Annotated in this window: 21 protein-coding genes, 1 pseudogene and 1 riboswitch; of the genes and pseudogenes, 16 read left to right on the top strand and 6 right to left on the bottom strand. The window is 71.2% G+C overall.

Annotated elements, in window-relative coordinates; genetic code table 11:
* Positions 1-4: 4 nt before the first annotated feature.
* The gene (locus tag AC5WS8_RS22965) at positions 5-523 is read right to left on the bottom strand and encodes an ISL3 family transposase (RefSeq protein ID WP_496105328.1); all 519 of its coding nucleotides are present in this window, start codon (positions 521-523) and stop codon (positions 5-7) included.
* 148 nt (positions 524-671) lie between these two features.
* Here AC5WS8_RS22965 and AC5WS8_RS22960 point away from each other — a divergent pair, with 148 nt between their 5' ends.
* Together AC5WS8_RS22960 and AC5WS8_RS22955 are read left to right on the top strand one after the other, a co-directional pair.
* On the top strand, positions 672-1,637 hold the full coding sequence (locus AC5WS8_RS22960) for a hypothetical protein (RefSeq protein WP_496105327.1): 966 nt from the start codon (positions 672-674) through the stop codon (positions 1,635-1,637).
* Positions 1,638-1,677: 40 nt separating this feature from the next.
* A complete protein-coding gene (locus AC5WS8_RS22955) occupies positions 1,678-3,417 on the top strand; it encodes a peptidase M16 family protein (protein WP_496105326.1) in 1,740 nt (579 codons plus the stop codon).
* Between the two features lie 78 nt (positions 3,418-3,495).
* Here AC5WS8_RS22955 and AC5WS8_RS22950 read toward each other — a convergent pair whose 3' ends face one another.
* Positions 3,496-3,873, bottom strand: coding sequence for a hypothetical protein (locus AC5WS8_RS22950; RefSeq protein WP_496105325.1), 378 nt, complete (start codon positions 3,871-3,873; stop codon positions 3,496-3,498).
* Between the two features lie 116 nt (positions 3,874-3,989).
* The gene (locus tag AC5WS8_RS22945; RefSeq protein WP_496105324.1) at positions 3,990-4,724 is read right to left on the bottom strand and encodes a hypothetical protein; all 735 of its coding nucleotides are present in this window, start codon (positions 4,722-4,724) and stop codon (positions 3,990-3,992) included.
* A gap of 434 nt (positions 4,725-5,158) precedes the next feature.
* Between AC5WS8_RS22945 and AC5WS8_RS22940 the strand changes: the two genes are divergently transcribed.
* From AC5WS8_RS22940 to AC5WS8_RS22885, 12 genes are all read left to right on the top strand, one after another.
* Complete coding sequence (locus AC5WS8_RS22940; protein ID WP_496105323.1) at positions 5,159-5,986, top strand: glycoside hydrolase domain-containing protein; 828 nt, start codon at positions 5,159-5,161, stop codon at positions 5,984-5,986.
* A 34-nt stretch (positions 5,987-6,020) separates the two neighbouring features.
* Positions 6,021-6,347, top strand: a complete 327-nt coding sequence (locus AC5WS8_RS22935; RefSeq protein ID WP_496105322.1) for a hypothetical protein — start codon at positions 6,021-6,023, stop codon at positions 6,345-6,347.
* Positions 6,348-6,404: 57 nt separating this feature from the next.
* The gene (locus AC5WS8_RS22930) at positions 6,405-7,040 is read left to right on the top strand and encodes a hypothetical protein (RefSeq protein WP_496105321.1); all 636 of its coding nucleotides are present in this window, start codon (positions 6,405-6,407) and stop codon (positions 7,038-7,040) included.
* 150 nt (positions 7,041-7,190) lie between these two features.
* Entirely contained in the window at positions 7,191-7,844 is a 654-nt protein-coding gene (locus AC5WS8_RS22925; RefSeq protein WP_496105320.1) for a SurA N-terminal domain-containing protein, read from the top strand.
* 181 nt (positions 7,845-8,025) lie between these two features.
* Positions 8,026-9,033 (top strand): nucleoside triphosphate pyrophosphohydrolase, encoded by a 1,008-nt coding sequence (locus AC5WS8_RS22920; RefSeq protein WP_496105319.1) that lies wholly within the window; start codon positions 8,026-8,028, stop codon positions 9,031-9,033.
* Positions 9,030-10,331, top strand: a complete 1,302-nt coding sequence (locus tag AC5WS8_RS22915) for a cytochrome P450 family protein (protein ID WP_496105318.1) — start codon at positions 9,030-9,032, stop codon at positions 10,329-10,331. Before AC5WS8_RS22920 ends, AC5WS8_RS22915 begins: the two co-directional genes overlap by 4 nt.
* 186 nt (positions 10,332-10,517) lie before the next feature.
* Positions 10,518-11,534 (top strand): transglycosylase family protein, encoded by a 1,017-nt coding sequence (locus AC5WS8_RS22910; RefSeq protein WP_496105317.1) that lies wholly within the window; start codon positions 10,518-10,520, stop codon positions 11,532-11,534.
* Positions 11,535-11,732: 198 nt separating this feature from the next.
* Positions 11,733-11,899: riboswitch (cyclic di-AMP (ydaO/yuaA leader) on the top strand.
* 4 nt (positions 11,900-11,903) lie between these two features.
* The gene (locus tag AC5WS8_RS22905; RefSeq protein WP_496105316.1) at positions 11,904-12,596 is read left to right on the top strand and encodes a transglycosylase family protein; all 693 of its coding nucleotides are present in this window, start codon (positions 11,904-11,906) and stop codon (positions 12,594-12,596) included.
* Between the two features lie 376 nt (positions 12,597-12,972).
* Positions 12,973-14,259 carry a phosphopyruvate hydratase gene (eno, locus tag AC5WS8_RS22900; RefSeq protein WP_103837632.1) on the top strand — a complete coding sequence of 429 codons (1,287 nt, stop codon included), beginning with the start codon at positions 12,973-12,975 and terminating at the stop codon, positions 14,257-14,259.
* 137 nt (positions 14,260-14,396) lie between these two features.
* A complete protein-coding gene (locus tag AC5WS8_RS22895; RefSeq protein WP_496105315.1) occupies positions 14,397-14,924 on the top strand; it encodes an FtsB family cell division protein in 528 nt (175 codons plus the stop codon).
* 34 nt (positions 14,925-14,958) lie between these two features.
* Positions 14,959-15,495 carry a DUF501 domain-containing protein gene (locus AC5WS8_RS22890; protein WP_496105314.1) on the top strand — a complete coding sequence of 179 codons (537 nt, stop codon included), beginning with the start codon at positions 14,959-14,961 and terminating at the stop codon, positions 15,493-15,495.
* On the top strand, positions 15,492-16,445 hold the full coding sequence (locus AC5WS8_RS22885; protein WP_496105313.1) for a Ppx/GppA phosphatase family protein: 954 nt from the start codon (positions 15,492-15,494) through the stop codon (positions 16,443-16,445). The genes AC5WS8_RS22890 and AC5WS8_RS22885 overlap by 4 nt, the downstream gene beginning before the upstream one ends.
* Positions 16,446-16,488: 43 nt before the next feature.
* Here the strand turns inward: AC5WS8_RS22885 and AC5WS8_RS22880 are convergent.
* Positions 16,489-16,764: pseudogene (locus AC5WS8_RS22880) on the bottom strand (type II toxin-antitoxin system RelE family toxin); the annotation flags it as partial.
* Between the two features lie 444 nt (positions 16,765-17,208).
* Between AC5WS8_RS22880 and AC5WS8_RS22875 the strand changes: the two are divergent.
* The gene (locus AC5WS8_RS22875) at positions 17,209-18,591 is read left to right on the top strand and encodes an NAD(P)/FAD-dependent oxidoreductase (protein ID WP_496105312.1); all 1,383 of its coding nucleotides are present in this window, start codon (positions 17,209-17,211) and stop codon (positions 18,589-18,591) included.
* A 204-nt stretch (positions 18,592-18,795) separates the two neighbouring features.
* Positions 18,796-20,091, top strand: coding sequence for a class I SAM-dependent methyltransferase (locus AC5WS8_RS22870; RefSeq protein ID WP_496105311.1), 1,296 nt, complete (start codon positions 18,796-18,798; stop codon positions 20,089-20,091).
* An 85-nt stretch (positions 20,092-20,176) separates the two neighbouring features.
* Here AC5WS8_RS22870 and AC5WS8_RS22865 read toward each other — a convergent pair whose 3' ends face one another.
* Together AC5WS8_RS22865 and AC5WS8_RS22860 are read right to left on the bottom strand one after the other, a co-directional pair.
* Positions 20,177-22,702: an ABC transporter permease gene (locus tag AC5WS8_RS22865; protein ID WP_496105310.1), complete on the bottom strand. Its 2,526-nt coding sequence runs from the start codon at positions 22,700-22,702 to the stop codon at positions 20,177-20,179.
* A 111-nt stretch (positions 22,703-22,813) separates the two neighbouring features.
* The gene (locus tag AC5WS8_RS22860) at positions 22,814-23,584 is read right to left on the bottom strand and encodes an ABC transporter ATP-binding protein (protein ID WP_496105309.1); all 771 of its coding nucleotides are present in this window, start codon (positions 23,582-23,584) and stop codon (positions 22,814-22,816) included.
* Positions 23,585-23,716: the final 132 nt, after the last annotated feature.

Here is a 23,716-nt window from a genome sequence, read left to right as displayed (position 1 = left end):
GTATTCAAAGTTGAGCGGTGCGGAAGTGTCCGCGGGCTCGGCGAGTGGTGACACGGCGTGTCCGCAGTCTTTGGTTCTCGGCGTTGCGGAAGCCGTACGTGTTGCGGGCGACGAGCTTGATCACGCGGTTGATCCCTTCGCTCTTGGCGTTGCTGTGTCCGGTGTCGATGAACGCGGCGATCTCGGGCCACCAAGGGTCGATGGTGGTGGCGAGCACGAGGTGAGGAGCTTCCAGCGGGCGTGGCCGACTTGTTGGCGGTCGGAGCATCTTGTTGGCGATCTGGACCACGCGGAATTGGTCGACCACGACGGTGGCGTGCGGCAGGCCGATGCTGATCGCGGCGCGGTAGGTGGCCGACATGTCGATGGCGACGTAGCGGATGCCCTTTCTCCAGTCCAGGTCGGTAGTGGCGAGCCAGGCCAGGACGTCGGCGACAGTGCGGCCCTCGATCTGTCCGAGCACCCCGCCGTGGCCGAGGGCGTCGACGAAGCCGGTGTGCCACCGGTCCGGGCCAGGTGCCACTTGCCGGTACCCGCATCCTGTTCCCAGCGGGGTCGTCGGCGCGGTCGAAGGGCAGCGGAACGACCAAGGCGCGGTCATCACTCTGCCCGCTCGGGACAGACATCCCCGGCCAATCCCGTTGTCACCGCCCTCCCTTAATATCCGCGACATGTCGCTCCCCTCCGCTCCCTCCGCTCCCTCCCTCCCGCCCCCCGACTTCGAGCTCGCCTCCGCCTTCCCGGAGGCCGCCTGGCTGCGGCAGGCCGCCGCCGCGTGGGACTGGGCGGCCGTACGGCAGTACGTGTACGGGCTGCCGCAGGGCACGGACCGCAGCTTCGCCGTCGGGGTGCTGTCCGAGGTGAAGGGCGTCGAGGAGTGGATGCGCGACATCCTCGCCGCCGCGCCCGACGACGTGCTCGCGCTCACCGTCCTCGGCAGCCGTGAGGTGAAGATCGGCTGGGAGATCCGGACCGACGCGCCCGCCAAGCAGGTCAGCCGCGAGCAGTTCGCCGGGCTGCACGCGCACCTGCGGCAGGCCGAGCAGCATCTGATCCGGGCCACCGCGCTCGACCCGACCTTCGACGCGGCCTGGGCCTCGCGGCTCACCACCGCCATGGGGCTGCAGCTCGGGCAGAACGAGGCGCGGCGCCGGTACGACCGGCTGGCCGCGTATCACCCGCACCATCTCAGCGCGCAGGGCCGGCTTCTCCAGCAGTTGTGTCCCAAGTGGGGCGGGAGCTGGGAGGCGGCCCACGGCTTCGCACGGGAATGCCTCGTCAAGGCCCCCGAAGGCGCCATGAACGGAGGGATGGTGGCCGAGGCGCACATGGAGCACCGGTCCACCCTGAAGGCCGATCAGCGCGAGGACTACCTGCGGCAGGACGCCGTACGCGCCGAACTCGTCGAGGCCGCCGAGCGGTCCGTGCTCCACCCGCACTTCCACCGCGGCTACGGCTGGGTCACCGTCGCCGGCTACTTCGCCGCCGTTTTCTCCCTCATGGGGGACCTGCCCCGGGCCGCCGCCTGCTTCCGCGTACTCGGCAACCTCGCCTCCAAGTACCCCTGGGCCGAACTGGGCCGCGACGCCACCGCCGCCTACGTCAAGCACCGTGACGCCGCGCTCGCCAGAGGATGACCCGGATGACCACGACGAACACGCCGAACAGAGGCCCCAGATGAACCCCCAGGCCGCCATCCACCCCACCGAGGTCGACGGCATACCCACCCTCTTCGCGTACGCCACCGGGCCGATGCGCGCCGGACTCGTCTTCCGGGTCGGTGTCGCCGACGAGACGCTCGCCCGGACCGGTGTCACGCACCTGGTGGAGCACCTCGCCCTGCACCGCCAGGGGCTGGCCGACTACCACCTCAACGGTGCGACCAAGGCCGCCTTCACCCACTTCCACGTGGAGGGCTCCGAGCACGAGGTCGTCGCCTACCTCCAGGGGGTCTGCGCCTCGCTCACCGACCTGCCCATGGAGCGCCTGGAGACCGAGAAGGAGATCCTGCGCACCGAGGAGTCCCGGCGCGACGTCGGCCAGCTCGCGCTGTGGCGCTACGGCGCCCAGGGGTACGGCCTGGTCAGCTATCCGGAATGGGGCGTGCGGGGGCTGCGGCCCGACGACGTACGGGAGTGGGCGTACACCTGGTTCACGCAGGGCAACGCCGCGCTGTGGATCGCCGGTGAGCGGATGCCCGCCGGGCTCACCCTCAAGCTGCCCGCCGGCCCGCGGCGGACCCTGCCCGCCGTCACCTCCGCGCTGCCCACCACTCCCGCCTACTTCTCCGACGGCAAGGGCGGTGTCCTGTTGGACGCCGTCGTCACCGACTCCACGGCGGCCCGGGTCTACGCGGGCGTCCTCGAGCGCGAACTGTCCCGGGCCCTGCGGCAGGAGGGCGGCTACTCCTACACGGCGGCCACCGACTACGCCTCGCGCCGCGACGGCTTCGCCCTCGTGACCGCCTTCGCGGACGCCCTGCCCGCCAAGCAGGACGCGGTGCTCGGCGGCTTCGTGGACGTCCTCGCCGGGCTCCAGGCGGGCCGGATCGGGCAGGGCGACCTGGATGCGGTGCGCTCCCGGGCCGACGGGGCGCTGACCGTGCAGGACGCGGCCGTACGGAGGCTGCCGGGGGCGGCGGAGGACCTGCTCGCCGGGCGGCCGGTGCGCAGCCTGGACGAACTGCGCTCCGAGCTGTGGGCGGTGACACCCCGGCAGTTGCACGCGGTGGCGCTGGAGGCGGCAGGGACGGCCCTGATGCAGGTGCCCGCGGGGCACAGCGCGGACTGGGCCGGGTACACGGCCGCCCCCACGCGCTCGTCGTACGCGGTGACGGGGCGGCGGTTCGCCTCGGTGGGCGGGGACGGTTCCGCGCTGGTGTTCGGGGACGAAGGCGTCAGCATGACCGTGCGTGCGAAGGACGGGACGGAGAACGCGGTCACCGTGGCCCACCGCGCCTGCGCCGCGGTGCTGAGCTGGCCCGACGGCGGCCGTCAGCTCATCGGGACCGACGGTCTGGTCCTGGAGGTGGAGCCGGGCCTGTACGGCGTCGACGCGCACACCATGGCCGCTCTCGACGCCGCCGTACCGCAGTCCGCGGTGGTGTGGCTGCCACCCCGGCAGCAGCAGCCGAAGCCGCGACCGGCCGCGGCGGCCCAAGGAAACGGGGCGGCCCGGGGCAACGGCGAGCAGCGGCCCGCGCCCGTCCGGCGCACCGGGCGGCAGACGGCGGCGGTGGTCGTGTTCGCCCTCCTCGCCGGCCTGTTCGGCTTCCTGGCCCTCGCGGTCACGGTCTTCGGCCACGACCCGCAGACCGGCACCGGAGCGTGGCTCGGGCTTGCGGGCTTCATGTGGGGCGTCACCGCCCTGCTGGCCTGGCCCGCCCTACGGATCCTGCGGGGGACGCGGAGGGCGTGAGGCGTCCTGCGGGACGGTACCGGGCCGTGCGGGGCGGCACCCGTACGGTGACCGGGTGTACGGGCGTACGGCGCCGTGCTACCGCATGTACGGGTTCCGCTGCATCGGTTGCGGCGGCGGCGGCTGCGGCTGCGGCACCGCCCCGTACACCGCCGCCGGCCTGGGTGTCCGCCCGTCGAACAGGGCGAACAGCAGCAGGCCCGTCGCCGTCAGCAGGCTCACCATCACGACCACGCTGAGGACGGGGTCGCCCTCCCCCTGGCCCGCGTTCGCCGCCCACGGCAGGGTCACGCACTCATAGAGCATGAACGACCCGAAGGCGCCCCAGTCCGACGACCGCCTGCGGCGGATCGCCACGTACAGGAACGGCACCCACACCAGCAGCCCCAGCGATCCCCACACCAGCGCCGCCCAGGCGATCCGCTGGAACCAGCCGGCCTCCGCCCGTCCTTCCATGTGAACCCCCCAGCTCTCGATCCCCGGCTCTCCGCCGCACGAGGCGGAGAGCGCAGGGGGCAAGGGTAGAGCAGCGGGGCCGCGCGGATGCGGGGCCCGCAGGGGCCAATCGCGTCTCAGGCGGGGTTCTTCGCCGCCTTCTTCAAGGACTCCACGATGTGCTGCACGACCTTCGTCGCGGTGGCGACGCCGTTGTCGTTGCCCGCGGTCGAGATGACCGTGGCCACGGCGGTGCCCTCGCGGACCGCGATCAGGGTGGTGCCGCTGTCCCAGGCGCTGCTGGTGAGCGTGAGGGTGTACGCCTCGTCACCGAGCCCGGCCCTGGACCGGCCGGAAACCTTCACCTTGGCGTGCGCGTCGGTGTCGGTGAACGCCGGGCACGTGGTCGCGACGCTCCGTACGTCCTTCATGGCGGTCTCCGCGGTCGTGCCCGGGAACTCGTCGACCTCCTGGGCCATCTCCGCGGTCTTGCTCTTGTTCATGTAGTCGTCGTTCGCGAAGGAGACACCCCCGCTGCTGCCCGTGACGGTCATCCAGGCCGTCGTCTCCAGCTTGGTGCAGTCAGCAGGCTTGGCCTTGGCGGCGGCGCTCGGAGTGACGAACTGGCTGCCGCTGTCCGAGGCGCCCTGCGGGACGGGGACAAATCCCGCCGGGAACAGCGACGCCGGTGCCAGGGCCTTCTTCAGCTGTGTACCCGTCAGGAGACCGGCGTTCGGGTCCTTGGTCGCCGACGCCGAGGGGCCGGGCTTCGCGGCGGAGTCGGAGGAGCCGGAACCGCAGGCCGTCAGGGCCAGGGCCAGGGGAAGAGCGGTGAGAGCGAGTGCCTTCGCGGCACGCGACGGGGTACGCATGAGGTCCTCTCGGGAGGAAAGAAGCGTTGGGGAAACGGCAAAGGGCCCGTCTGCGGGGCGCCGCGCCGACCGGACCCTACGCGGACCGGGTCATGTGCAGGTCACGTGTCCTTCTGCACTTGCCCAAGTGATCGCCAAATCGTGCGGGGCGACGCGGCGGGCCGGGGCGCCGTTCCCCGGAACCGGTGGTTTTGCCGTTCCGTGAGAGAATCTTGTGGCGGTGGAGGGGATCCGTTTCCCAAGCGGAAGGGCGCCGTCGGTTACGGTGCGATCCGCTTCGGACGCTCAAGTCCCGTGTGCCCGCGTACGTTTCCCTGTGGACCCCGACAGGTCCGTACAGACGTCGTCGTGCCGGACCCGCGTCGCTTCAGGGGCTTCAGAAGACTTTCCGGCGGACGCCGCACGCGTCCGCCTTGTGTGAATCAGGGGTGGGGATGGCCGGCCATCGGCAGTCGAAGAAGTTCAGGTACATCACCTGGTCAGTGGCGGGTGCCGCCGTCGTCGCCGGGGCCGGGATCGCGGCGCAGACGTCGATGGCGGCCACGACCTGGCCGGCCCAGAGGACGTTCACCGGACACGCCTTCGACACGTGCACCGCGCCCTCGGCGGCCGCGATGAAGGCCTGGCACACAGGCTTCTACGGGGCGGCCGCCGTCTACGTCGGGGGCAGGAACCGCGGGTGCGGCCAGCCCAACCTCACCGCCTCCTGGGTGAAGTCCGTCAGCTCGATGGGCTGGAAGCTCATCCCGATCTACGTCGGCGCCCAGCCGCCCTGCCAGAGCGGCTCCAACCCGGAGAAGCTCACCGCCACCACCGCCGCCACCCTGGGGACGAGCGACGCGAACGACGCGGTGGCCAAGGCGTCGGCGCTGGGCATGAAGGCCGGCAGCCCCATCTACCTCGACATGGAGCCGTACGCCATCACGAACACGTCGTGCAACAACGCCGTGCTGACGTACGTCCGCGCCTTCGACAAGCAGCTGCGCGCCAAGATCTACCGCGCCGGGTACTACGGCTTCAGCAGCTCCAGCGCCAAGGCCATCGCCACCGCGAGCAACAGGACCGACCTGCCGGGCAACCTCTGGTACGCGCTGTGGGACAAGCAGTACACGACGACCACGGACTGGCCGTGGGGCTCCACCCAGTACACCAACCACAGCCGCGCCCACCAGTACATGGTGAACAGCAAGGAGACGCGCAACGGCTACACGATCACCGTGGACCGTGACGCCTGGGACGCGCCCGTCGCCATCACCGGCTGACCCGGCTTCCGAGCCACGACACGAGGGGCGGTACATGCGGTACACGAAGGTCCTCGCCGTACCGGCGGTGCGGCTGCTCGCCGTACGGGCGGGCATCGCCGCGCTGCCCGTGGTCAGCCTGGGGCTGCTGTGCCCCGTGCCGTCCCTCGTCCTCGCCCTGCGCCGGCGCAGGGCGACGGACTGGTGGGCCTTCGCGGCGTTCAGCGCGGTCCTCGCGGCCTGGGTCGCCGAACTGGAGCTGACGCCGGAGACGACGCACGGGGCGCTGTTCGCGCTCGACACCCTGTTGATCCTGCTGTCGATGGCCGGGGCCTCGGTCCACGCCTGGAAGGTCTGGCCGCGGCGGGCCGGCGGCCGCTGACCCGGACGTACGGCGGGAGAGCTGACACACACGGACGGCAGAGGAGAGCGGAAAGCGGTGGCCAAGCAGGTCAGGCAGGTGGCGCAGGCGCGCTCGGCGAAGGCGGGGCAGGCGGGAGCCGCTGGGCGGACCGCCGCGGCGGGACGCGCCGTCGTCACCTGGCTGCGCTCGCTGCGCGGACGCACCATCGCGCTGACGGCGGGCTCGCTGGCCGTCGTCGCCGCGGTGGTCGCGGCCGGCACGCTGCTCTTCCGGCACGACGGCCGGCCGCCGATCCCGGACACCCGGGCGAGGCACTACAACGACGTGGACGCCTGCCTGCTGACCGACGACAAGGGCATCACTGCGGGTACCACCGCCGCCGAGGTCTGGCAGGGCATGCAGGACGCCTCCCTCAAGACGCACGCGCGCGTGAGCTACGCGCCGGTGACCGGGGAGCAGAGCGCCGCCAACGCCCGCCCGTACCTCAACGGTCTGCTGCAGCGTTCCTGCGATGTGGTGCTCGCCGTCGGTCGGCCGGAGATCTCGGCCGCCGCGCAGACGGCACCGCGGTACCGGAAGGTCGGCTTCGTACTCGTCGGGACCGGGGGCGGCGAGACCGCCGGTGCCAATGTGACCAGGCTCGAGACCGGCGACAAGCTGCGCGCCGACGTCGCCGGGGCGGTCGAGCGAGCGGTGGACGGGCGGGCCTGAGCGGCCGGACGTGGCTCACCCAGCCGCGGACGGTGCCCGAAGTCCCGGTGAATCGTTGGTCGAATGGGTTGGCCGGAGCCGATCTGCTCCTTACCATCGATCACCGCAAGACCTTGTGCACCGTCGCACAAACCCCCTCGGGAGGTCACTTTGCACCGCCGTCGCCCCGCGATCGCCCTCAGTGCCGCCCTGGTCGCGGCCCCTCTCCTCACCGCGTGCGGCGGCACCTCGCACCCGGGTGCCGCGGCCGTCGTCGGAGGTGAGCGGATCACGGTCGCGCAGCTGGAGAGCCGGGTGGACGAGGTGCGCGCGGCCCAGCGCGCCGCCACCTCGGACGACGCCCAGTACGCGCAGGCGGTCGCCCAGACCGGCAGCCTGACCCGCGACACGCTGCACAGCCTGGTCCTGGACCGGGTCCTGGACCGCGCCGCCAGGAACGCGGGCGTGAGCGTCACCGTCAGGGAAGTCGAACAGATGCGGGCGAACCTCCAGGCGCAGGCGGGCGGCGCGAAGGAGCTGCAGACCGCGTGGCTGCAGCAGTACGGGGTGGCTCCCCGGCACCTCGACGACAGCCTCCGCACGGAGGTCGAGGCGCAGAAGCTGGCCGCCGCGCTCGGGGCCGACATGAACACGGCCGAGGGCAAGGCCGCGTTCTGGAAGGCGATGTCGCAGGCGTCCCGGGAACTCCACGTCGATGTGAACCCGCGCTACGGCACGTGGGACGTGCAGAAGAGCAGCCGGGTGGACGCGAAGACCCCGTGGGTCAAGGAGGTCACCGCGGCGGCTGCGCAGCAGACGGCGTAAGGGCTTGGCGGCGTCGTCGGGGCGTACCGGCGTGGACGGGCGGTACGGGAGCGGGCACGGTGCTCGGGGCTGTGGACGACCTCGCGGGCGGTGGTCCATGCCTGTGGACGACCTCGCGTCTGGTGGTCCATGCCTGTGGACAACTCCGAAGGCCGTCCGTGGCGTGCGTTACGTTCGGAGGGTGAACGCAACCAGCTTCGAATCGGTCCCGGGACCGGAGGCGACCGCCGAGCCCGGCCGGATCGTCCTCCTCACCACCAGCCACCGCGTCGCGCCCGGCCTCCTGTCCTGGCCCGCCTGGCGGGTGCTGCACGCCGGCGACCGGGTCCTGTGCGCGGACGGCGCGCACCCGCAGTTGCCCTATCTGCGCGAGGCGGGCATAGCGGTCGAGGAGTCCGCCCCGAGCGCACAGGAGCTGGTCGACGCCTGCGCCGGCGGCCGCACGGTGGTCGTCGTCGCCACGGGTGAGGGTGAGCCCGCGCTCACGGACGGCCTGGCACGCCTCGCCGGATCGGGCCGCGTCCACATGCCGGAGCTCGAGCTGCTGCCCGCGTCGTACGACCTCCCGGGCGCCCGTCTGCTGGACCTGGTGCAGGTCATGGACCGCATCCGCGCCGAGTGCCCCTGGTCGTCCCGGCAGACCCACCTGGGCCTGGCCAAGTACGGCATCGAGGAGGCGTACGAACTGGTCGAGGCCATCGAGGCGGGCGACCGCCAGGAGCTGCGGGAGGAGCTGGGCGACGTCCTGCTCCAGGTCGTCTTCCACGCCCGGATAGCCGAGGAGCACCCGGACGCGCCCTTCTCCGTCGACGACGTGGCGGGCGGCATCGTCGCCAAGCTGATCCACCGCCACCCGCACGTGTTCGGCGACGCGACCGCGACGACACCGGAGGAGGTCAAGGAGCACTGGCTGCGGACCAAGGCGGTCGAGAAGCGGCGCACTTCGGTGACGGAGGGCATCCCGCTGGGCCAGCCGGGCCTCGCCCTGGCCGCGAAGCTGCACTCCCGCGTCCGCACGGCGGGCCTGGACGTCCCGCTCCCGCGGGGCGAGGGCATCGGCTACGAACTGCTCGCGCTGGCCGCGCGCGCGGAGACGGAGGGTGTGGACCCGGAGGCGGCCCTGCGCGCGGCGGCTCGCGCGTACCGGGACGCGATCCGGGAGGTGGAGAGCGGGGGCCCGCAGCAGTGAACAGCCGGACCGCATCCCCCGCCCCTGAACTGTTCACCTGGGAGTTCGCCGCCGACCCCTACCCCGCCTACGCATGGCTCCGCGAGCACGCCCCCGTGCACCGGACGAGGCTGCCGAGCGGTGTGGAGGCCTGGCTGGTCACCCGGTACGCGGATGCCAAGCAGGCGCTCGCCGACCCACGCCTGAGCAAGAACCCGGCGCATCACGACGAGCCCGCGCACGCCAAGGGCAGGACCGGCATCCCCGGCGAGCGCAAGGCCGAGCTGATGACGCATCTGCTCAACATCGACCCGCCGGACCACACCCGGCTGCGCCGTCTCGTCTCCAAGGCCTTCACGCCCCGGCGTGTCGCGGAGTTCGCGCCGCGGGTGCAGGAACTGACCGACCACCTCATCGACCGGTTCGCGGGCAGGGGAGAGGCCGACCTCATCCACGAGTTCGCCTTCCCGCTCCCCATCTACGCCATCTGCGACATGCTCGGCGTCCCGCGCGAGGACCAGGACGAGTTCCGGGACTGGGCGGGCATGATGATCCGGCACGGGGGAGGACCCCGGGGCGGCGTCGCGCGGTCGGTGAAGAAGATGCGCGGCTACCTCGCCGACCTGATCCACCGCAAGCGCGAGGCGCTGCCCGCCGAGCCCGGCCCCGGTGAGGACCTCATCTCCGGGCTCATCCGCGCCTCCGACCACGGCGAGCACCTCACCGAGAACGAGGCCGCCGCGATGGCCTTCATCCTGCTCTTCGCCGGGTTCGAGACCACCGTCAACCTCATCGGGAACGGCACGTTCGCGCTCCTCGGCCACCCCGAGCAGCGGGCCCGTCTGCAGCGGTCGCTCGCCGCCGGGGAACGCGGCCTGCTGGAGACCGGCGTCGAGGAGCTGCTGCGTTTCGACGGACCGGTGGAGCTGGCCACGTGGCGGTTCGCCACGCGGCCGCTGACCATCGGCGGGCAGGACATCGCCCCCGGCGACCCCGTCCTGGTGGTCCTGGCCGCCGCGGACCGGGACCCGGCGCGGTTCACGGGCCCGGACGTCCTCGACCTCGCCCGCCGCGACAACCAGCACCTCGGGTACGGGCACGGCATCCACTACTGCCTGGGCGCGCCCCTGGCCCGTCTGGAGGGACAGACGGCGCTCGCCACGCTCCTGACCCGCCTGCCGGACCTGCGGCTCGCGGTCGACCCCTCCGACCTGCGGTGGCGCGGTGGGCTCATCATGCGGGGCCTGCGCACGCTGCCCGTGACGTTCACACCGGTTGCGGAGAAAGATCCCGAATCTCCCGTCGACGCCCCGATATGACACGGCAACACGCCGATGGTCACAGGAAGGTGACAGTGCCTCACCTCTGTGATCTTCACGTGATCTGCGCTGCATTGACTTGTGACAAGTGATCTCCTGCCGATACGTTCACGCAGCAACGCGGCGGTCCGCACTGCCACGGCCGGCCGCCGCGTCGGTCGATGCTGTCGTGTGAAAGGCAACCGCATGCTCTCCGGGAACGGTCGTCACCGTCGCCCCCGTCAGGCTCCGGCTCTCCTCGTCGCGGCAGGGGTGACCGGATCAGCGATCGCGATCCCGCTGCTCGGCGCCACCGGTGCGAGCGCGGCCACCGGTACCACCTGGGACCAGGTCGCTCAGTGCGTCAGCGGCGGCTCATGGAGCGCGGACAGCGGCAACGGTCGATACGGCGGGCTGCAGTTGACGCAGGACGAATGGGACAAGTACGGCGGTCTCGACTATGCGCCGAGTCCGGACCAGGCGAGTCGCTCGCAGCAGATCGCCGTCGCCGAGAAGGTCCTCGCTGCCCGGGGTGTCGGGGCCTGGGGCACCTGCGGCCTGCTGAACGGCCTGGGCAAGGACTCCGGCTCCGCCGACGTCGACACGGGCGTCGCCGGGGACGCGTCGTCCGGCAGCGGACCGTCCTCCGGCTCCGACTCGGGTCTGGACTCCGGTCTCGACTCCGGTCTCGACTCCGGCCTGTCCGACTCGTCCGGATCTTCTGCGCCGACCGATCCGTCACCTTCTGCCTCCTCTTCCTCTCCTTCGTCCTCGTCGCCCTCGCCCTCGTCCGGGACGTCGGTCGACGGCGCCGCCAAGGGTGCGCAAGGGTCCGGCAGCGCGCCGACGGCCACGACGAAGCGCGACGAGTCGGACAAGTCCGCACAGAACGATGCCGCGTCCGAGGGGAGTTCGACCGAGGCCGCGGGTGCCGGCCGTCATCGCGGGGGCAGTGCCGACGAGGGCGCCGCGGACGGCCGCACCGAAGACGCGTCCGGCCGGCACACCTCGCGCGGCACCACTGACGCGCGCCACGCCGTCGACGGCTCGTACACCGTCCGCCCCGGGGACAATCTGTCGTCCATCGCCGACTCCCTTGACCTCAGCGGCGGATGGGCGGCGCTGTACGAGGCGAACAAGCAGACGGTCGGCGGCGACCCGAACCTCATCCTCCCCGGTCAGAGCCTTGCGCTCGACGCCGGCCCGGCAGGCGGCTCGTCCTGAACTGCCCCTTGCGTGGCGGAAGTTCGCGACCTACTTCGGGCTGAATGTCCTGTTTGGTGAAAGTGAGATATGGGTCTCATAAGCCCTGATCGTCTTTGAAATTCCGGCGATCGACTGCTTACGGTCGTGATCGCTCGCCACAGCGAGCACCTGCGGTCGCAACGCCGAATCCTGCCAGCGGCCGTACGGGAACAGTCGTCGCGTCAAGCGCCGTAGGCAGGAGCGGGGGACCCAAGGTAGGCGCCGCGTCCGGAAGTTGACCGGAAGCGGCTCGGGGTGAAGCCGCGTCCCGCAAGGGGCGCGGCCGGGCAACTCAACCGGCCCGAACCCGACAGCTCACCTCGCAGGCGTCGGTGAGGGGAACGAACCATGCTGTGTTCCGGCAACGGCAAGCACCGCCGCCCGTCCAAGTCCACCCGTGCCGTAGCGCTCGCCGGTGTCGCCGGCGCTGCCATCGCCGGCCCGCTCCTCGCGGCCGGGAACGCCTCCGCGGCCACCGCCGCCCAGTGGGACGCCGTCGCCCAGTGCGAGTCCGGTGGCAACTGGCACATCAACACCGGCAACGGCTTCTACGGTGGTCTGCAGTTCACGAACTCGACCTGGGCCGGGTACGGCGGCACCGCCTACGCCTCCCGTGCCGACCTGGCGACCAAGGACCAGCAGATAGCCATCGCCGAGAAGGTCCTCGCGGGCCAGGGCAAGGGCGCCTGGCCGGTGTGCGGCAAGGGCCTGACCAACGCCGCGTACAACGGCTCCGCGGCCACCTCGAGCGGCGCGAAGAGCGCCACCCCGAAGAACACCACCACCCGCTCGACCGGGCAGCAGGCCGCCAACCGCTCCGCGCAGCGCCCGGCCCCGCAGAAGAAGACCGTCACCACCCCGACCGGCCGGAAGGTCGAGAAGGGCGACGGCGAGTACAAGGTGGTCAAGGGCGACACCCTCAGCGCCATCGCCGCGAGCCACCACGTCAAGGGCGGCTGGAAGAAGCTGTTCGAGCTGAACAAGGACATCGTCCGGAACGCCGACCTGATCTACCCGGGCCAGCAGCTGCACCTGAAGTGACAGCCACCCGGTAGCCGGGCCGCGGGCCACCGACAGCCGTGACCCCCACAGTGGGGTCACGCGAGGGCCCACCTCCGTCCCCACGGCTCCCCGCTCCGGTGCGTGTTCCCCCGTACGCGCCGGAGCGGGGCTTGTTGCTGTCCGGCCCCTTCGTCGTCCGGCCCCTTCGTCGTCCGGCTCCTTCGCCGTCCGGCCGCGTGGATTTCACCGCACCTTTCCCCCCTCCTTTGTTCCGCGAGGGAACAATGTGTACCGTCACCCTGTCCACGGGACGGTCGGTCGGTCGGCCGGCACCCCGCGGCGGTTAGGCTCTAGTCGCAAGGCGCAGCCGCAAGGCACACAGCCCCGCACTTCCAGCGTCACATCCAAGAAGGAGATGCTCGTGCCGTCCATCGACGTCGTCGTAGCCCGGGAAATCCTGGACTCCCGAGGCAACCCCACGGTCGAGGTCGAGGTCGGCCTCGACGACGGCAGCACGGGTCGTGCCGCCGTCCCGTCCGGCGCCTCCACCGGCGCCTTCGAGGCCATCGAGCTCCGCGACGGTGATCCCAACCGCTACCAGGGCAAGGGTGTCGAGAAGGCCGTCCTCGCCGTGATCGAGCAGATCGGCCCGGAGCTGGTCGGCTACGACGCCACCGAGCAGCGGCTGATCGACCAGGCGATGATGGACCTGGACGCCACCGACAACAAGGGCTCCCTCGGCGCCAACGCGATCCTCGGTGTCTCCCTCGCCGTCGCCCACGCCGCCTCCGAGGCCAGCGACCTGCCCCTGTTCCGCTACCTGGGCGGCCCGAACGCGCACCTGCTGCCGGTGCCGATGATGAACATCCTCAACGGCGGCTCGCACGCCGACTCCAACGTGGACATCCAGGAGTTCATGATCGCCCCGATCGGCGCGGAGTCCTTCTCCGAGGCGCTGCGCTGGGGCACCGAGGTCTACCACACGCTGAAGAAGGTCCTGAAGAGCAAGGGCCTCGCCACCGGCCTCGGCGACGAGGGCGGCTTCGCCCCGAACCTCGGCTCCAACCGTGAGGCCCTCGACCTCATCCTCGAGGCCGTCAAGGAGGCCGGCTACGCCCCCGGCCAGCAGATCGCCCTCGCCCTCGACGTCGCCGCCTCCGAGTTCTACAAGGACGGCAAGTACCTCTTCGAGGGCAAGGAGCGCTCCGCCGCCGAGATGACGGAGTACTACGAGGAGCTCGTCGCGGCCTACCCGCTGGTCTCCATCGAGGACCCGCTGTTCGAGGACGACTGGGCGGGCTGGAAGGTCATCACCGACAAGCTCGGCGACAAGGTCCAGCTGGTCGGCGACGACCTGTTCGTCACCAACCCCGAGCGCCTGGCCCGCGGCATCGAGGAGGGCGCCGCCAACGCGCTGCTCGTCAAGGTCAACCAGATCGGCTCGCTGACCGAGACCCTGGACGCCGTGGAGCTCGCCCAGCGCAACGGCTTCAAGTGCATGATGTCCCACCGCTCCGGCGAGACCGAGGACGTCACCATCGCCGACCTGGCCGTCGCCACCAACTGCGGCCAGATCAAGACCGGCGCCCCGGCCCGCTCCGAGCGCGTCGCCAAGTACAACCAGCTGCTCCGCATCGAGGAGATCCTCGACGACGCCGCGGTGTACGCCGGCCGCTCGGCCTTCCCGCGCTTCAAGGGCTGAGGCAAGGCGGCGGACAACGCCGGAGCAGGGCGCTGAGACAAGCCTGAGCAAGGCTTGGCCGGTCGTACGTACGTCCCCGTACTCGGTCCCGTACCGTGTGCGGGGACGTACGCGCGTGTGAAGGGGAGGCGGGAGACATGGCCGGGAAGGACCGCGACCGGTTCTCCACCGCGACCAGGCTCAGGCTGCTCGGCGAGCAGACCGCCGCCCGGGTCTACCGCTCCCAGACCCGGCGCCAGGCCCGCCGCTCCCGGCTCACCGGCCGGGCCGCCCTCCTCGCGCTCGTCCTGTGCACGCTGATCCTGGCGCTGGCCTACCCGATGCGGCAGTACGTCTCCCAGCGCGGCGAGATCGCCGACCTGGAGCGGCAGCAGAATCAGGCCCGCAAGCGGGTCGAACAGCTGCGTGACCTCAAGGCGCGCTGGCAGGACGACGCCTACGCGAAGCAGCAGATCCGGCAGCGGCTGCACTATGTGATGCCGGGGGAGACCGGCTACATCATGATCGACCCGGACGCGGTCAAGCAGCCGCGTGCGGACCGGGCGACGGCCGCACGCCCCTGGTACGCCGGCCTGTGGGACGGCGTGGACAGGGCCGACGGGGTGGACCGGGCCGACGGCCCGGCCGGGACGCACACACCCGCACGCGCCCGCACGCGCCCGTGACGCACCCATGAGAAAGACAGCCTGAAAGAGAGCCATGGAAACCCCTCCGCCGCCCACCCCGCGCACCGAGCCGACGGACGCGGACGTCGAGGCCGTCGAGCAGCAACTCGGGCGCCCCCCGCGCGGACTGCGCGCGATCGCGCACCGCTGTCCCTGCGGGCAGCCGGACGTCGTGGAGACGGCGCCGCGGCTCCCCGACGGCACCCCGTTCCCGACGACGTACTACCTGACGTGCCCGAAGGCCGCCTCGGCGATCGGCACGCTGGAGGCCGACGGCGTCATGAAGGAGATGACCGAGCGCCTGGCCACCGACCCGGAGCTGGCCGCGGCCTACCGCGCCGCGCACGAGGACTACATCGCCCGCCGCGACGCCGTCGAGGTCCTGGAGGGCTTCCCCAGCGCGGGCGGCATGCCGGACCGGGTGAAGTGCCTGCACGTCCTGGTCGCGCACTCCCTGGCCGCGGGCCCGGGCGTCAACCCGCTCGGCGACGAGGCGATCGCGATGCTCCCGGAGTGGTGGCGCAGGGGTTCGTGTGTGGGGACCGAGCCTTCCGAGGAGGGCACCCAGTGACGCGGGTCGCCGCCATCGACTGCGGTACGAACTCCATCCGGCTGCTGGTCGCGGACGCCGACCCCGACACGGGCGAACTGACCGAGCTCGACCGGCGGATGACCATCGTCCGGCTGGGGCAGGGCGTGGACCGCACCGGGCGTCTGGCGCCGGAGGCGCTGGAGCGCACGTTCGCCGCCTGCCGGGAGTACGCCGAGGTCGTCAAGAAGCACGGCGCCGAGCGGATCCGCTTCGTCGCCACGTCCGCCTCCCGGGACGCGGAGAACCGGGACGAGTTCGTCCGTGGGGTGGTGGACATCCTGGGTGTCGAACCGGAGGTCATCTCCGGCGACCAGGAGGCCGAGTTCTCCTTCACGGGGGCGACCCGGGAGCTGATGGGCCGCACCGATCTGGCGACGCCGTTCCTGGTGGTGGACATCGGCGGCGGCTCGACGGAGTTCGTCGTCGGCGACGGGCAGGTGCGCGGCGCGCGGTCCGTGGACATCGGCTGCGTCCGTATGACCGAGCGGCACCTCGTGCGGGACGGGGTGGTCGCCGACCCGCCGACCCGGGAGCAGATCGCGGCCATACGGTCCGACATCGAGGCCGCGCTGGACCTGGCGGAGCAGACGGTGCCGCTGCGGGAGGCGCACACGCTGGTGGGTCTCGCGGGGTCGGTCACCACGGTCTCGGCGATCGCCCAGGAGCTGCCGGAGTACGACTCGGCGCGGATCCACCACTCCCGGATCTCCCGCGACCGGGTGCGGGAGATCACCGAGCGGCTGCTGCGGTCCACCCACGCCGAGCGCGCGGCGATCCCGTCGATGCACCCGGGACGCGTGGACGTCATCGGCGCGGGCGCCCTGGTCCTGCTGGCGATCATGGAACGGATCGGCGCGGCGGAGGTCGTGGTCAGCGAACACGACATCCTCGACGGCATCGCGATCAAGACGGCGGAGGACGCCGAGTAGCGTTCAGCGGGATTCTTCGGTCGGCGAGGGCGGCGGCGTACCACAGGTTGCGGTGGACGTCCCGCCGATCGCCCACCTTGACGACGAGGACGACGAGTTCACCGTCGTTGATCCGGTAGGCGACCCGGTAGCCGCCGACCCGGAGCCGGTAGAGCCCCGACGGGCCGGTGAGCTTCCTGATGTCGGCGTCCTCGCGGTACGGGTCGTCACCGAGCGCGGTCGGCGCGGCCGGAATGCGCATGGCATCGGGCCGGCTGACGGCCCGGAGTCCGACTCCTGCCGGGCGCCTCCGCCCTGACAGCCCCTCACCCGTCCTCATACCGAGATTCTTCTACCCGCCAGTAGCCTCTCCTGAGCAGGTTGGGTAACGTATGAGCACGGCCCCGAGGGCCTTTCCGGTCCCCGGCCGGCACCCCGTCGGAAAAGTTCGTGAAGTTCTTCACAAGAGAAACGTCCCTGCTGGGCGACCTTTCGCGGCCACTGGGCCGTCCGTGTGGCTCAAGGGGCCAGGGAGGCTGCTCGCACGAGCGCGTCGGAGGGCGTCGTAAGGAGGCCGGAGAGGCGCTGTGCGAAGATCGGGCACGCTGCTTCGGAGGCCGGAAGGGCAGCTCACGCGGCCTTGACAACGGACAGTTCCCCCGGGGGCTCGCCGCCCGACACCATGACCTTGGTCACGTGGGCGGCGGAGTGTAGCAGATACCCTACCCATGCTTGTGAAGGGGCGCACGAGCGACCCCCCTGGGGCGGGTGGATACTCGATGGCATGAGCACCACGGAGCGTCCCAGGATCCTCGTAGTAGGCGGTGGGTACGTAGGCCTGTACGCGGCTCGTCGCATTCTGAAGAAGATGCGCTACGGCGAGGCGACCGTCACGGTCGTCGACCCCCGCTCGTACATGACCTACCAGCCCTTCCTTCCCGAAGCCGCCGCCGGCAGCATCTCCCCCCGGCACGTCGTCGTCCCGCTGCGGCGCGTGCTGCCGAAGGCGGAGGTCCTCACCGGCCGGGTCACCACCATCGACCAGGACCGCAAGGTCGCCACGATCGCCCCGCTGGTCGGCGAGGCGTACGAGCTGCCCTTCGACTATTTGATCATCGCGCTCGGCGCGGTCTCCCGTACCTTCCCGATCCCCGGCCTCGCCGAGCAGGGCATCGGCATGAAGGGCATCGAGGAGTCCATCGGCCTGCGCAACCACGTTCTCGAGCAGCTCGACAAGGCCGACTCCACGACCGACGAGGAGATCCGCCGCAAGGCGCTCACCTTCGTCTTCATCGGCGGCGGCTTCGCCGGTGCGGAGACCATCGGCGAGGTCGAGGACATGGCCCGGGACGCGGCCAAGTACTACAAGAACGTGTCCCGCGAGGACATGCGCTTCATCCTCGTCGACGCCGCCGACAAGATCCTCCCCGAGGTCGGTCCCAAGCTCGGCCAGTACGGCAGGGAGCACCTCGAGGGCCGCGGCGTCGAGGTCTACCTGTCCACCTCCATGGAGTCCTGCGTCGACGGCCACGTGGTGCTCAAGAACGGCCTCGAGGTCGACTCCAACACCATCGTGTGGACCGCCGGCGTCAAGCCGAACCCGGTGCTGGCCCGCTACGGCCTGCCGCTCGGCCCGCGCGGTCACGTCGACTGCGAGCCCACGCTCCAGGTCAAGGGCACGGACTACATCTGGGCCGCCGGCGACAACGCCCAGGTGCCCGACCTCGCCGCCCGCAAGGCCGGTGTGGAGAACGCCTGGTGCCCGCCGAACGCCCAGCACGCGCTGCGCCAGGCCAAGGTCCTCGGCGACAACGTGGTCTCCGGTATGCGGGGCTTCCCGCAGAAGGAGTACAGCCACGCCAACAAGGGCGCGGTCGCGGGCCTCGGCCTGCACAAGGGCGTCGCGATGGTCGTCATGGGCAAGATGAAGATCAAGCTCAAGGGCCGCCTCGCCTGGTACATGCACCGCGGTTACCACGGTCTGGCCATGCCGACCTGGAACCGGAAGATCCGGATCTTCGCCGACTGGACGCTCGGCATGTTCCTCAAGCGCGAGGTCGTCTCGCTCGGCGCGATCGAGTCTCCGCGCGAGGAGTTCTACGAGGCCGCCAAGCCGGCTCCGGTCGCCGCCGTGAGCAAGCCGGAGGAGAAGGCCAAGGCCTCCTGACCTCCGGTCAGGGCACAACGCCGAAGGGGTCGCCCGCCATCCGTGGTGCGGGCGGCCCCTTCGGCGTACCCGGGCCCTGCCCCCTTCCGGGTGTGCGCAGGCGTTTTGCACAGTCGTAACGCCAACGGGGGACTGCGGCCGGGCCCCGCAGGTGTTTACGTGGTGTTGGACATTCCGGGATCCACCGTCACGGAGGTGTGCACCATGGCCGACGCCGCGTCGCGGCTGAAGAGCCTCATCGAACAGCTGTTGGGAGCCCCGCTTCAGGTGCGCATCCGCGCCTGGGACGGTTCCGAGGCCGGGCCCCCGAGCGCTCCCGTCCTCGTCGTGCGCAACCGCCGCGCCTTGCGCCGTCTGCTGTGGAAGCCGGGTGAACTGGGTCTCGTCCGCGCCTGGGTCGCCGGGGACCTCGGCATCGAGGGCGACCTGTACACCGCCCTCGATCTCATGGCGGGCCTGGTCTGGGAGCGCGGGGAGGACGCCCGCACCCTCGCCCAGGCACTCCGCGACCCGGAGGTCCGCGCCGCCGTCCGGGGGCTGGTGAAGCTGGCCGGCCCCTTCCCGCCGCCCCCGCCGCCCCGTGAGGAGGTCCGCCGGGTCCGCGGCCACCTGCACACCCGGTGGACCGACAAACGCGCCATCAGCCACCACTACGACGTCGGCAACGACTTCTACGAGCTCGTCCTCGGCCCGTCCATGGTGTACTCCTGCGCCTACTGGGAATCACCGGACAGCACTCTCGAGGACGCCCAGCGCGACAAGCTCGAACTCGTCTGCCGAAAGCTCGGCCTGAAGGCCGGTCAGCGCCTGCTCGACGTCGGCTGCGGCTGGGGCTCCATGGCGATCCACGCCGCCCGTGAGCACGGCGTGAGCGTCGTCGGGGTCACCCTCTCCCAGGAGCAGGCCGTCCACGCCCGCAAGCGGGTCGCCGACGAGGGTCTCGCCGACCGGGTCGAGATCCGGGTGCAGGACTACCGCGACGTCAGCGACGGCCCCTACGACGCCGTCTCCTCCATCGGCATGGCGGAACACGTCGGCGCGGAGAGATACCTGGAGTACGCCCGCGTTCTGCACGCCCTGCTCAAGCCCGGCGGGCGGCTGCTCAACCACCAGATCGCCCGGCGCCCCGGGCAGGACGAGTCCGCGTACTCCGTCGACGCGTTCATCGACGCCTACGTCTTCCCCGGCGGCGAACTCGCCCCCATCGGCACCACCGTGACCCAGCTGGAGCGCGCCGGGTTCGAGGTCCGTGACGTGGAGTCGCTGCGCGAGCACTACGGCCTCACCCTGCGCCGCTGGGTCGCCAACCTGGAGGCCGGGTGGGTGCGCGCGCAGGCGCTCACCAGCCCCGGCCGGGCCCGCGTCTGGCGCCTGTACATGGCCGCCTCCGCCCTCGCCTTCGAACGCAACCGCATCGGCGTCAACCAGGTGCTAGCGGTACGGACGCCGGAGTCGGGCGCGTCCGGGATGCCGTTGAGGGCCCGCGCCTGGGACGCCTGATCCTCGTGCGGGCGCGACGACGAAGGGTTCCCGTTCCGCCCGGAACGGGAACCCTTCACCTCTTGCGCCTCTTCGGCGCGTACGGCTACTCCGACTTGATCGCGGTCAGCATGTTCAGGCGTGCCGCGCGCCGGGCCGGCCACAGCGCGGCCAGCACGCCGACCACCGCCGCCAGGAGCAGGAAGACGGCCATCCGGGCCCAGGGCAGGACCAGTTCGTACGTCGCCATCGACGAGCCGATCAGCCTACCGGCCGCCCAGCCGAAGAACACGCCGAGACCGATGCCGAGCACCCCGCCGAAGAGCGAGATCACCAGGGACTCCAGCCGGACCATCCGCTTGATGCCACGGCGGTCCAGGCCGATCGCGCGGAGCATCCCGATCTCCTGGGAACGCTCGAACACCGACATGGCGAGGGTGTTGACGACGCCGAGGACCGCGACGATCACGGCCATGGCCAGCAGGCCGTAGAGCATGTTCAGCAGCAGGGTGAAGCCGTGCGAGATGCCGTTGGAGATGTCCTTCCTGTCCTCGACCTTGATGGCCGGATTGTCGCCGAGCGCCTTCTGGAGCCCGTCCTTGGCGGAGGCCGTCGCGCCGCCGGACGTCTTGACCATGATCTGCATGTCCAACGGGTGGCGCTGGTGCGGGGCGAGGAGCGCGGTGTCCACGACGATGCCGTGCATGAGCCGGGTTTCCTGGTAGACCCCGGAGACCGTGAGCTGCTGCTTGTGGCCGTCCTCGTAGGAGAGGGTGAAGCGTGAGCCCGTCGTCCAGTGGTAGGCCTTGGCGGTGTCGTCGTCGACGGCGACCTGCGTGCCGCCCACCTCGAAGGCGCCGGCCTCGACCGTCGGCTCGGTCAGTTCGCCGATCGTCGCGCCGTCGACGCCGGTCAGGTACTCGTCACGTCCGTCGATCCGGGCACGCGCGGTGCGCAGGGGGCTGGAGGCGGTGACGCCCTCGGCGGACTTCAGCGTCTTCTCGACCTCGGGCGAGAGCAGGTTGCCCGTCGCCATGGACACCACGTAGTCCGCCCTGATGGAGGAGGCGGCCATCTTGTCGATGCCCTTCTGCACACTGTTCGCCAACACCGTCAGGCCGGTGATCAGGGTCAGGCCGATCATCAGGGCGGAGGCGGTGGCCGCCGTACGGCGCGGGTTGCGCACCGAGTTCTGCCGGGCGAGCTTCCCCGCGATCCCGAAGCCGCGCAGGACGGGGGCGGAGGCCGCGATCAGCGGGCGGGACAGCAGCGGGGTCAGGACGAAGACACCGATGACGAGGAGCACGGCGCCGACGCCCATCGGCTTCTGGCCGTCCTTGCCGCTCATCGTGGTGGCGGCCAGAACAATCGTGATGCCGGCCGCGGCGAGCAGGGCGCCGATGGTGTTCCGTACGACCAGGGACTTGGTGGTGGCCTTGGCGTGGACGCTGCCCATCGCGGCGACCGGTGGGATCCTGGCGGCCCGGCGGCCGGGCAGCCAGGCGGCGAGCATCGTGATCAGGATGCCGACGGCCAGGGCGGACACGACCGTGCCCGGGGTGATCACCAGTGGACCGTCGGGGACGCTGCCGCCGAGGGAGCTCACCAGGGACCGCAGCCCCGCCCCGATGCCGATACCGGCGAGGAGACCGGTGACGGCCGCGACCGTGCCGACCACGAACGCCTCGATGAGCACGGACCGGGTGACCTGCCGGCGGGACGCGCCGACGGCCCGCAGCAGCGCCAGCTCCTTGGTGCGCTGGGCGACCAGCATGGTGAAGGTGTTGGCGATGATGAACGTGCCGACGAACAGCGCGATGCCCGCGAAGACCAGCAGGCCGGTGCGCATGCTGCTGGTCGCGTCGGCGATCCGGCGGGCCTGGGCGTCGGCGAGCTGCTTGCCGGTGGTGGTGGAGGCGACGTCCTTCGGCACGATCGCGTCCAGTGCGCTTAGCAGGGCGGTCTGGCTGGTGCCGGGGGCGGCCTGGACGTCGATCTCGTCGTAGGAGCCCACCTTGTGGAACAGGCGCTGGGCGGTGGCCGTGTCGAACAGGGCGAGGCTGCCGCCGGCGGCGACGTTGCCGTCGTCGGTGGTGAAGATGCCGGTCACCCTCGGCGTCAGGACCGGGCCGTCGATGGACAGGCGCACGGTGTCGCCGACCTTGTACCCGGCGCGCCTGGCGGTCTCGGAGTCCAGGAGCACCTGGTCCTGTCCGTGCGGCGCGTGCCCGCTGACGATCGGGTACCGGGGGTCCTTGGCCCCCCAGTAGTTCCCGCCCTGCGACTGGAACCCGTTGCCGATGAGATTGCCGTGCTTGTCGGCGATGGCGGTGAACCCGCTGACGACACCGATCGCGCTCTCGGCGCCGCGGACCCGTGCGGTCCGGTCGAGAAGGGCCTGGGTCAGCTCGGCGTCCTGGCCCGAGACATCACCCCTGCCCCCGCCGTCGGGCTGGACGGCCACGTCCACGTGGTCGAAGCCCTTGGCGGAGCTCTTCTGGTAGGCGTCCGAGACGGTGTTGGTGAACACCAGGCTGCCTGACACGAATGCCACGCCGAGCATCACGGCGAGCACGGTCATGAGCAGCCTGGCCTTGTGCGCGAGCACGTTGCGCAGGGCGGTACGGAACATGTGTGTGTCCAGGGCTTGGTTGCTGGTTTTGGGCCGTCCGGCGAGTGGGGACGAGGCCGCAGGCCATGACAGGGGGTCCCGGGGCAGGCCCCGGGGTGGGGCGCAGCAGGGTCAGCTGGTGCGACCCTTGGCGTCGAACCGCTTCATGCGGTCCAGCACCCCCTCCGCGCTCGGCTCGTGCAGTTCGTCCACGATCCGACCGTCCGCCAGGAAGACGACCCGGTCCGCGTACGCCGCCGCCACCGGGTCATGGGTGACCATCACCACCGTCTGCCCCAACTCCCGTACGGAGTTGCGCAGAAAGCCCAGCACCTCGGCCCCCGCGCGGGAGTCCAGGTTGCCGGTGGGCTCGTCGCCGAAGATGATGTCCGGCTTGGACGCGAGCGCCCGCGCCACCGCCACGCGCTGCTGCTGGCCACCGGACAGCTGCGCGGGCCGGTGGCTCAGCCGGTCCGAGAGGCCGACCATACGGATCACCGTGTCCAGCCACTGCTTGTCCGGCTTGCGGCCCGCGATGTCCATCGGGAGGGTGATGTTCTCCAGCGCGGTCAGTGTCGGCAGCAGGTTGAACGCCTGGAAGATGAACCCGATCTTGTCCCGCCGCAGCCGGGTGAGCTGCTTGTCCTTCAGCGCCCCCAGCTCGACGTCCCCGATGCGGACGGAACCGGAGGAGAAGGAGTCGAGCCCGGCCACGCAGTGCATCAGCGTCGACTTGCCGGAGCCGGAGGGTCCCATGATCGCCGTGAACTGGGCCTGCTGGAAGTCGACGGTGACCCGGTCCAGGGCCACCACCTGGGTCTCGCCCTGACCGTAGACCTTCGACAGATCCGTGGCGCGGGCGGCCACCGCGGTGGTCCGGTCGGCGAGAGGGGTGCTGGTCACGGGAGACGCTCCTGTCGGGACGACGACGGTGAAGAGGACACGTCCCATCGTCGCGGCCCGTCGCCGCCGTGGCGTCAGCCGCTGCTCCGGTTCCCACGGCAGCCTTCGGTCGGACCGGCACGGCCCGGGTCA

The organism is Streptomyces sp. PTL18 (genome assembly GCF_059510295.1).
This window is presented reverse-complemented; position numbering and strand designations above follow the sequence as displayed.

What these genes read in the sequence shown, in the direction of transcription:
- AC5WS8_RS22960 (WP_496105327.1), top strand. Translation starts at nt 672, where the DNA reads ATGTCGCTCCCCTCCGCTCCCTCCGCTCCCTCCCTCCCGCCCCCCGAC.
- AC5WS8_RS22955 (WP_496105326.1), top strand. Translation starts at nt 1,678, where the DNA reads ATGAACCCCCAGGCCGCCATCCACCCCACCGAGGTCGACGGCATACCC.
- AC5WS8_RS22950 (WP_496105325.1), bottom strand. Translation starts at nt 3,873, where the DNA reads ATGGAAGGACGGGCGGAGGCCGGCTGGTTCCAGCGGATCGCCTGGGCG.
- AC5WS8_RS22945 (WP_496105324.1), bottom strand. Translation starts at nt 4,724, where the DNA reads ATGCGTACCCCGTCGCGTGCCGCGAAGGCACTCGCTCTCACCGCTCTT.
- AC5WS8_RS22940 (WP_496105323.1), top strand. Translation starts at nt 5,159, where the DNA reads ATGGCCGGCCATCGGCAGTCGAAGAAGTTCAGGTACATCACCTGGTCA.
- AC5WS8_RS22935 (WP_496105322.1), top strand. Translation starts at nt 6,021, where the DNA reads ATGCGGTACACGAAGGTCCTCGCCGTACCGGCGGTGCGGCTGCTCGCC.
- AC5WS8_RS22910 (WP_496105317.1), top strand. Translation starts at nt 10,518, where the DNA reads ATGCTCTCCGGGAACGGTCGTCACCGTCGCCCCCGTCAGGCTCCGGCT.
- AC5WS8_RS22905 (WP_496105316.1), top strand. Translation starts at nt 11,904, where the DNA reads ATGCTGTGTTCCGGCAACGGCAAGCACCGCCGCCCGTCCAAGTCCACC.
- eno (WP_103837632.1), top strand. Translation starts at nt 12,973, where the DNA reads ATGCTCGTGCCGTCCATCGACGTCGTCGTAGCCCGGGAAATCCTGGAC.
- AC5WS8_RS22895 (WP_496105315.1), top strand. Translation starts at nt 14,397, where the DNA reads ATGGCCGGGAAGGACCGCGACCGGTTCTCCACCGCGACCAGGCTCAGG.
- AC5WS8_RS22890 (WP_496105314.1), top strand. Translation starts at nt 14,959, where the DNA reads ATGGAAACCCCTCCGCCGCCCACCCCGCGCACCGAGCCGACGGACGCG.
- AC5WS8_RS22875 (WP_496105312.1), top strand. Translation starts at nt 17,209, where the DNA reads ATGAGCACCACGGAGCGTCCCAGGATCCTCGTAGTAGGCGGTGGGTAC.
- AC5WS8_RS22870 (WP_496105311.1), top strand. Translation starts at nt 18,796, where the DNA reads ATGGCCGACGCCGCGTCGCGGCTGAAGAGCCTCATCGAACAGCTGTTG.
- AC5WS8_RS22865 (WP_496105310.1), bottom strand. Translation starts at nt 22,702, where the DNA reads ATGTTCCGTACCGCCCTGCGCAACGTGCTCGCGCACAAGGCCAGGCTG.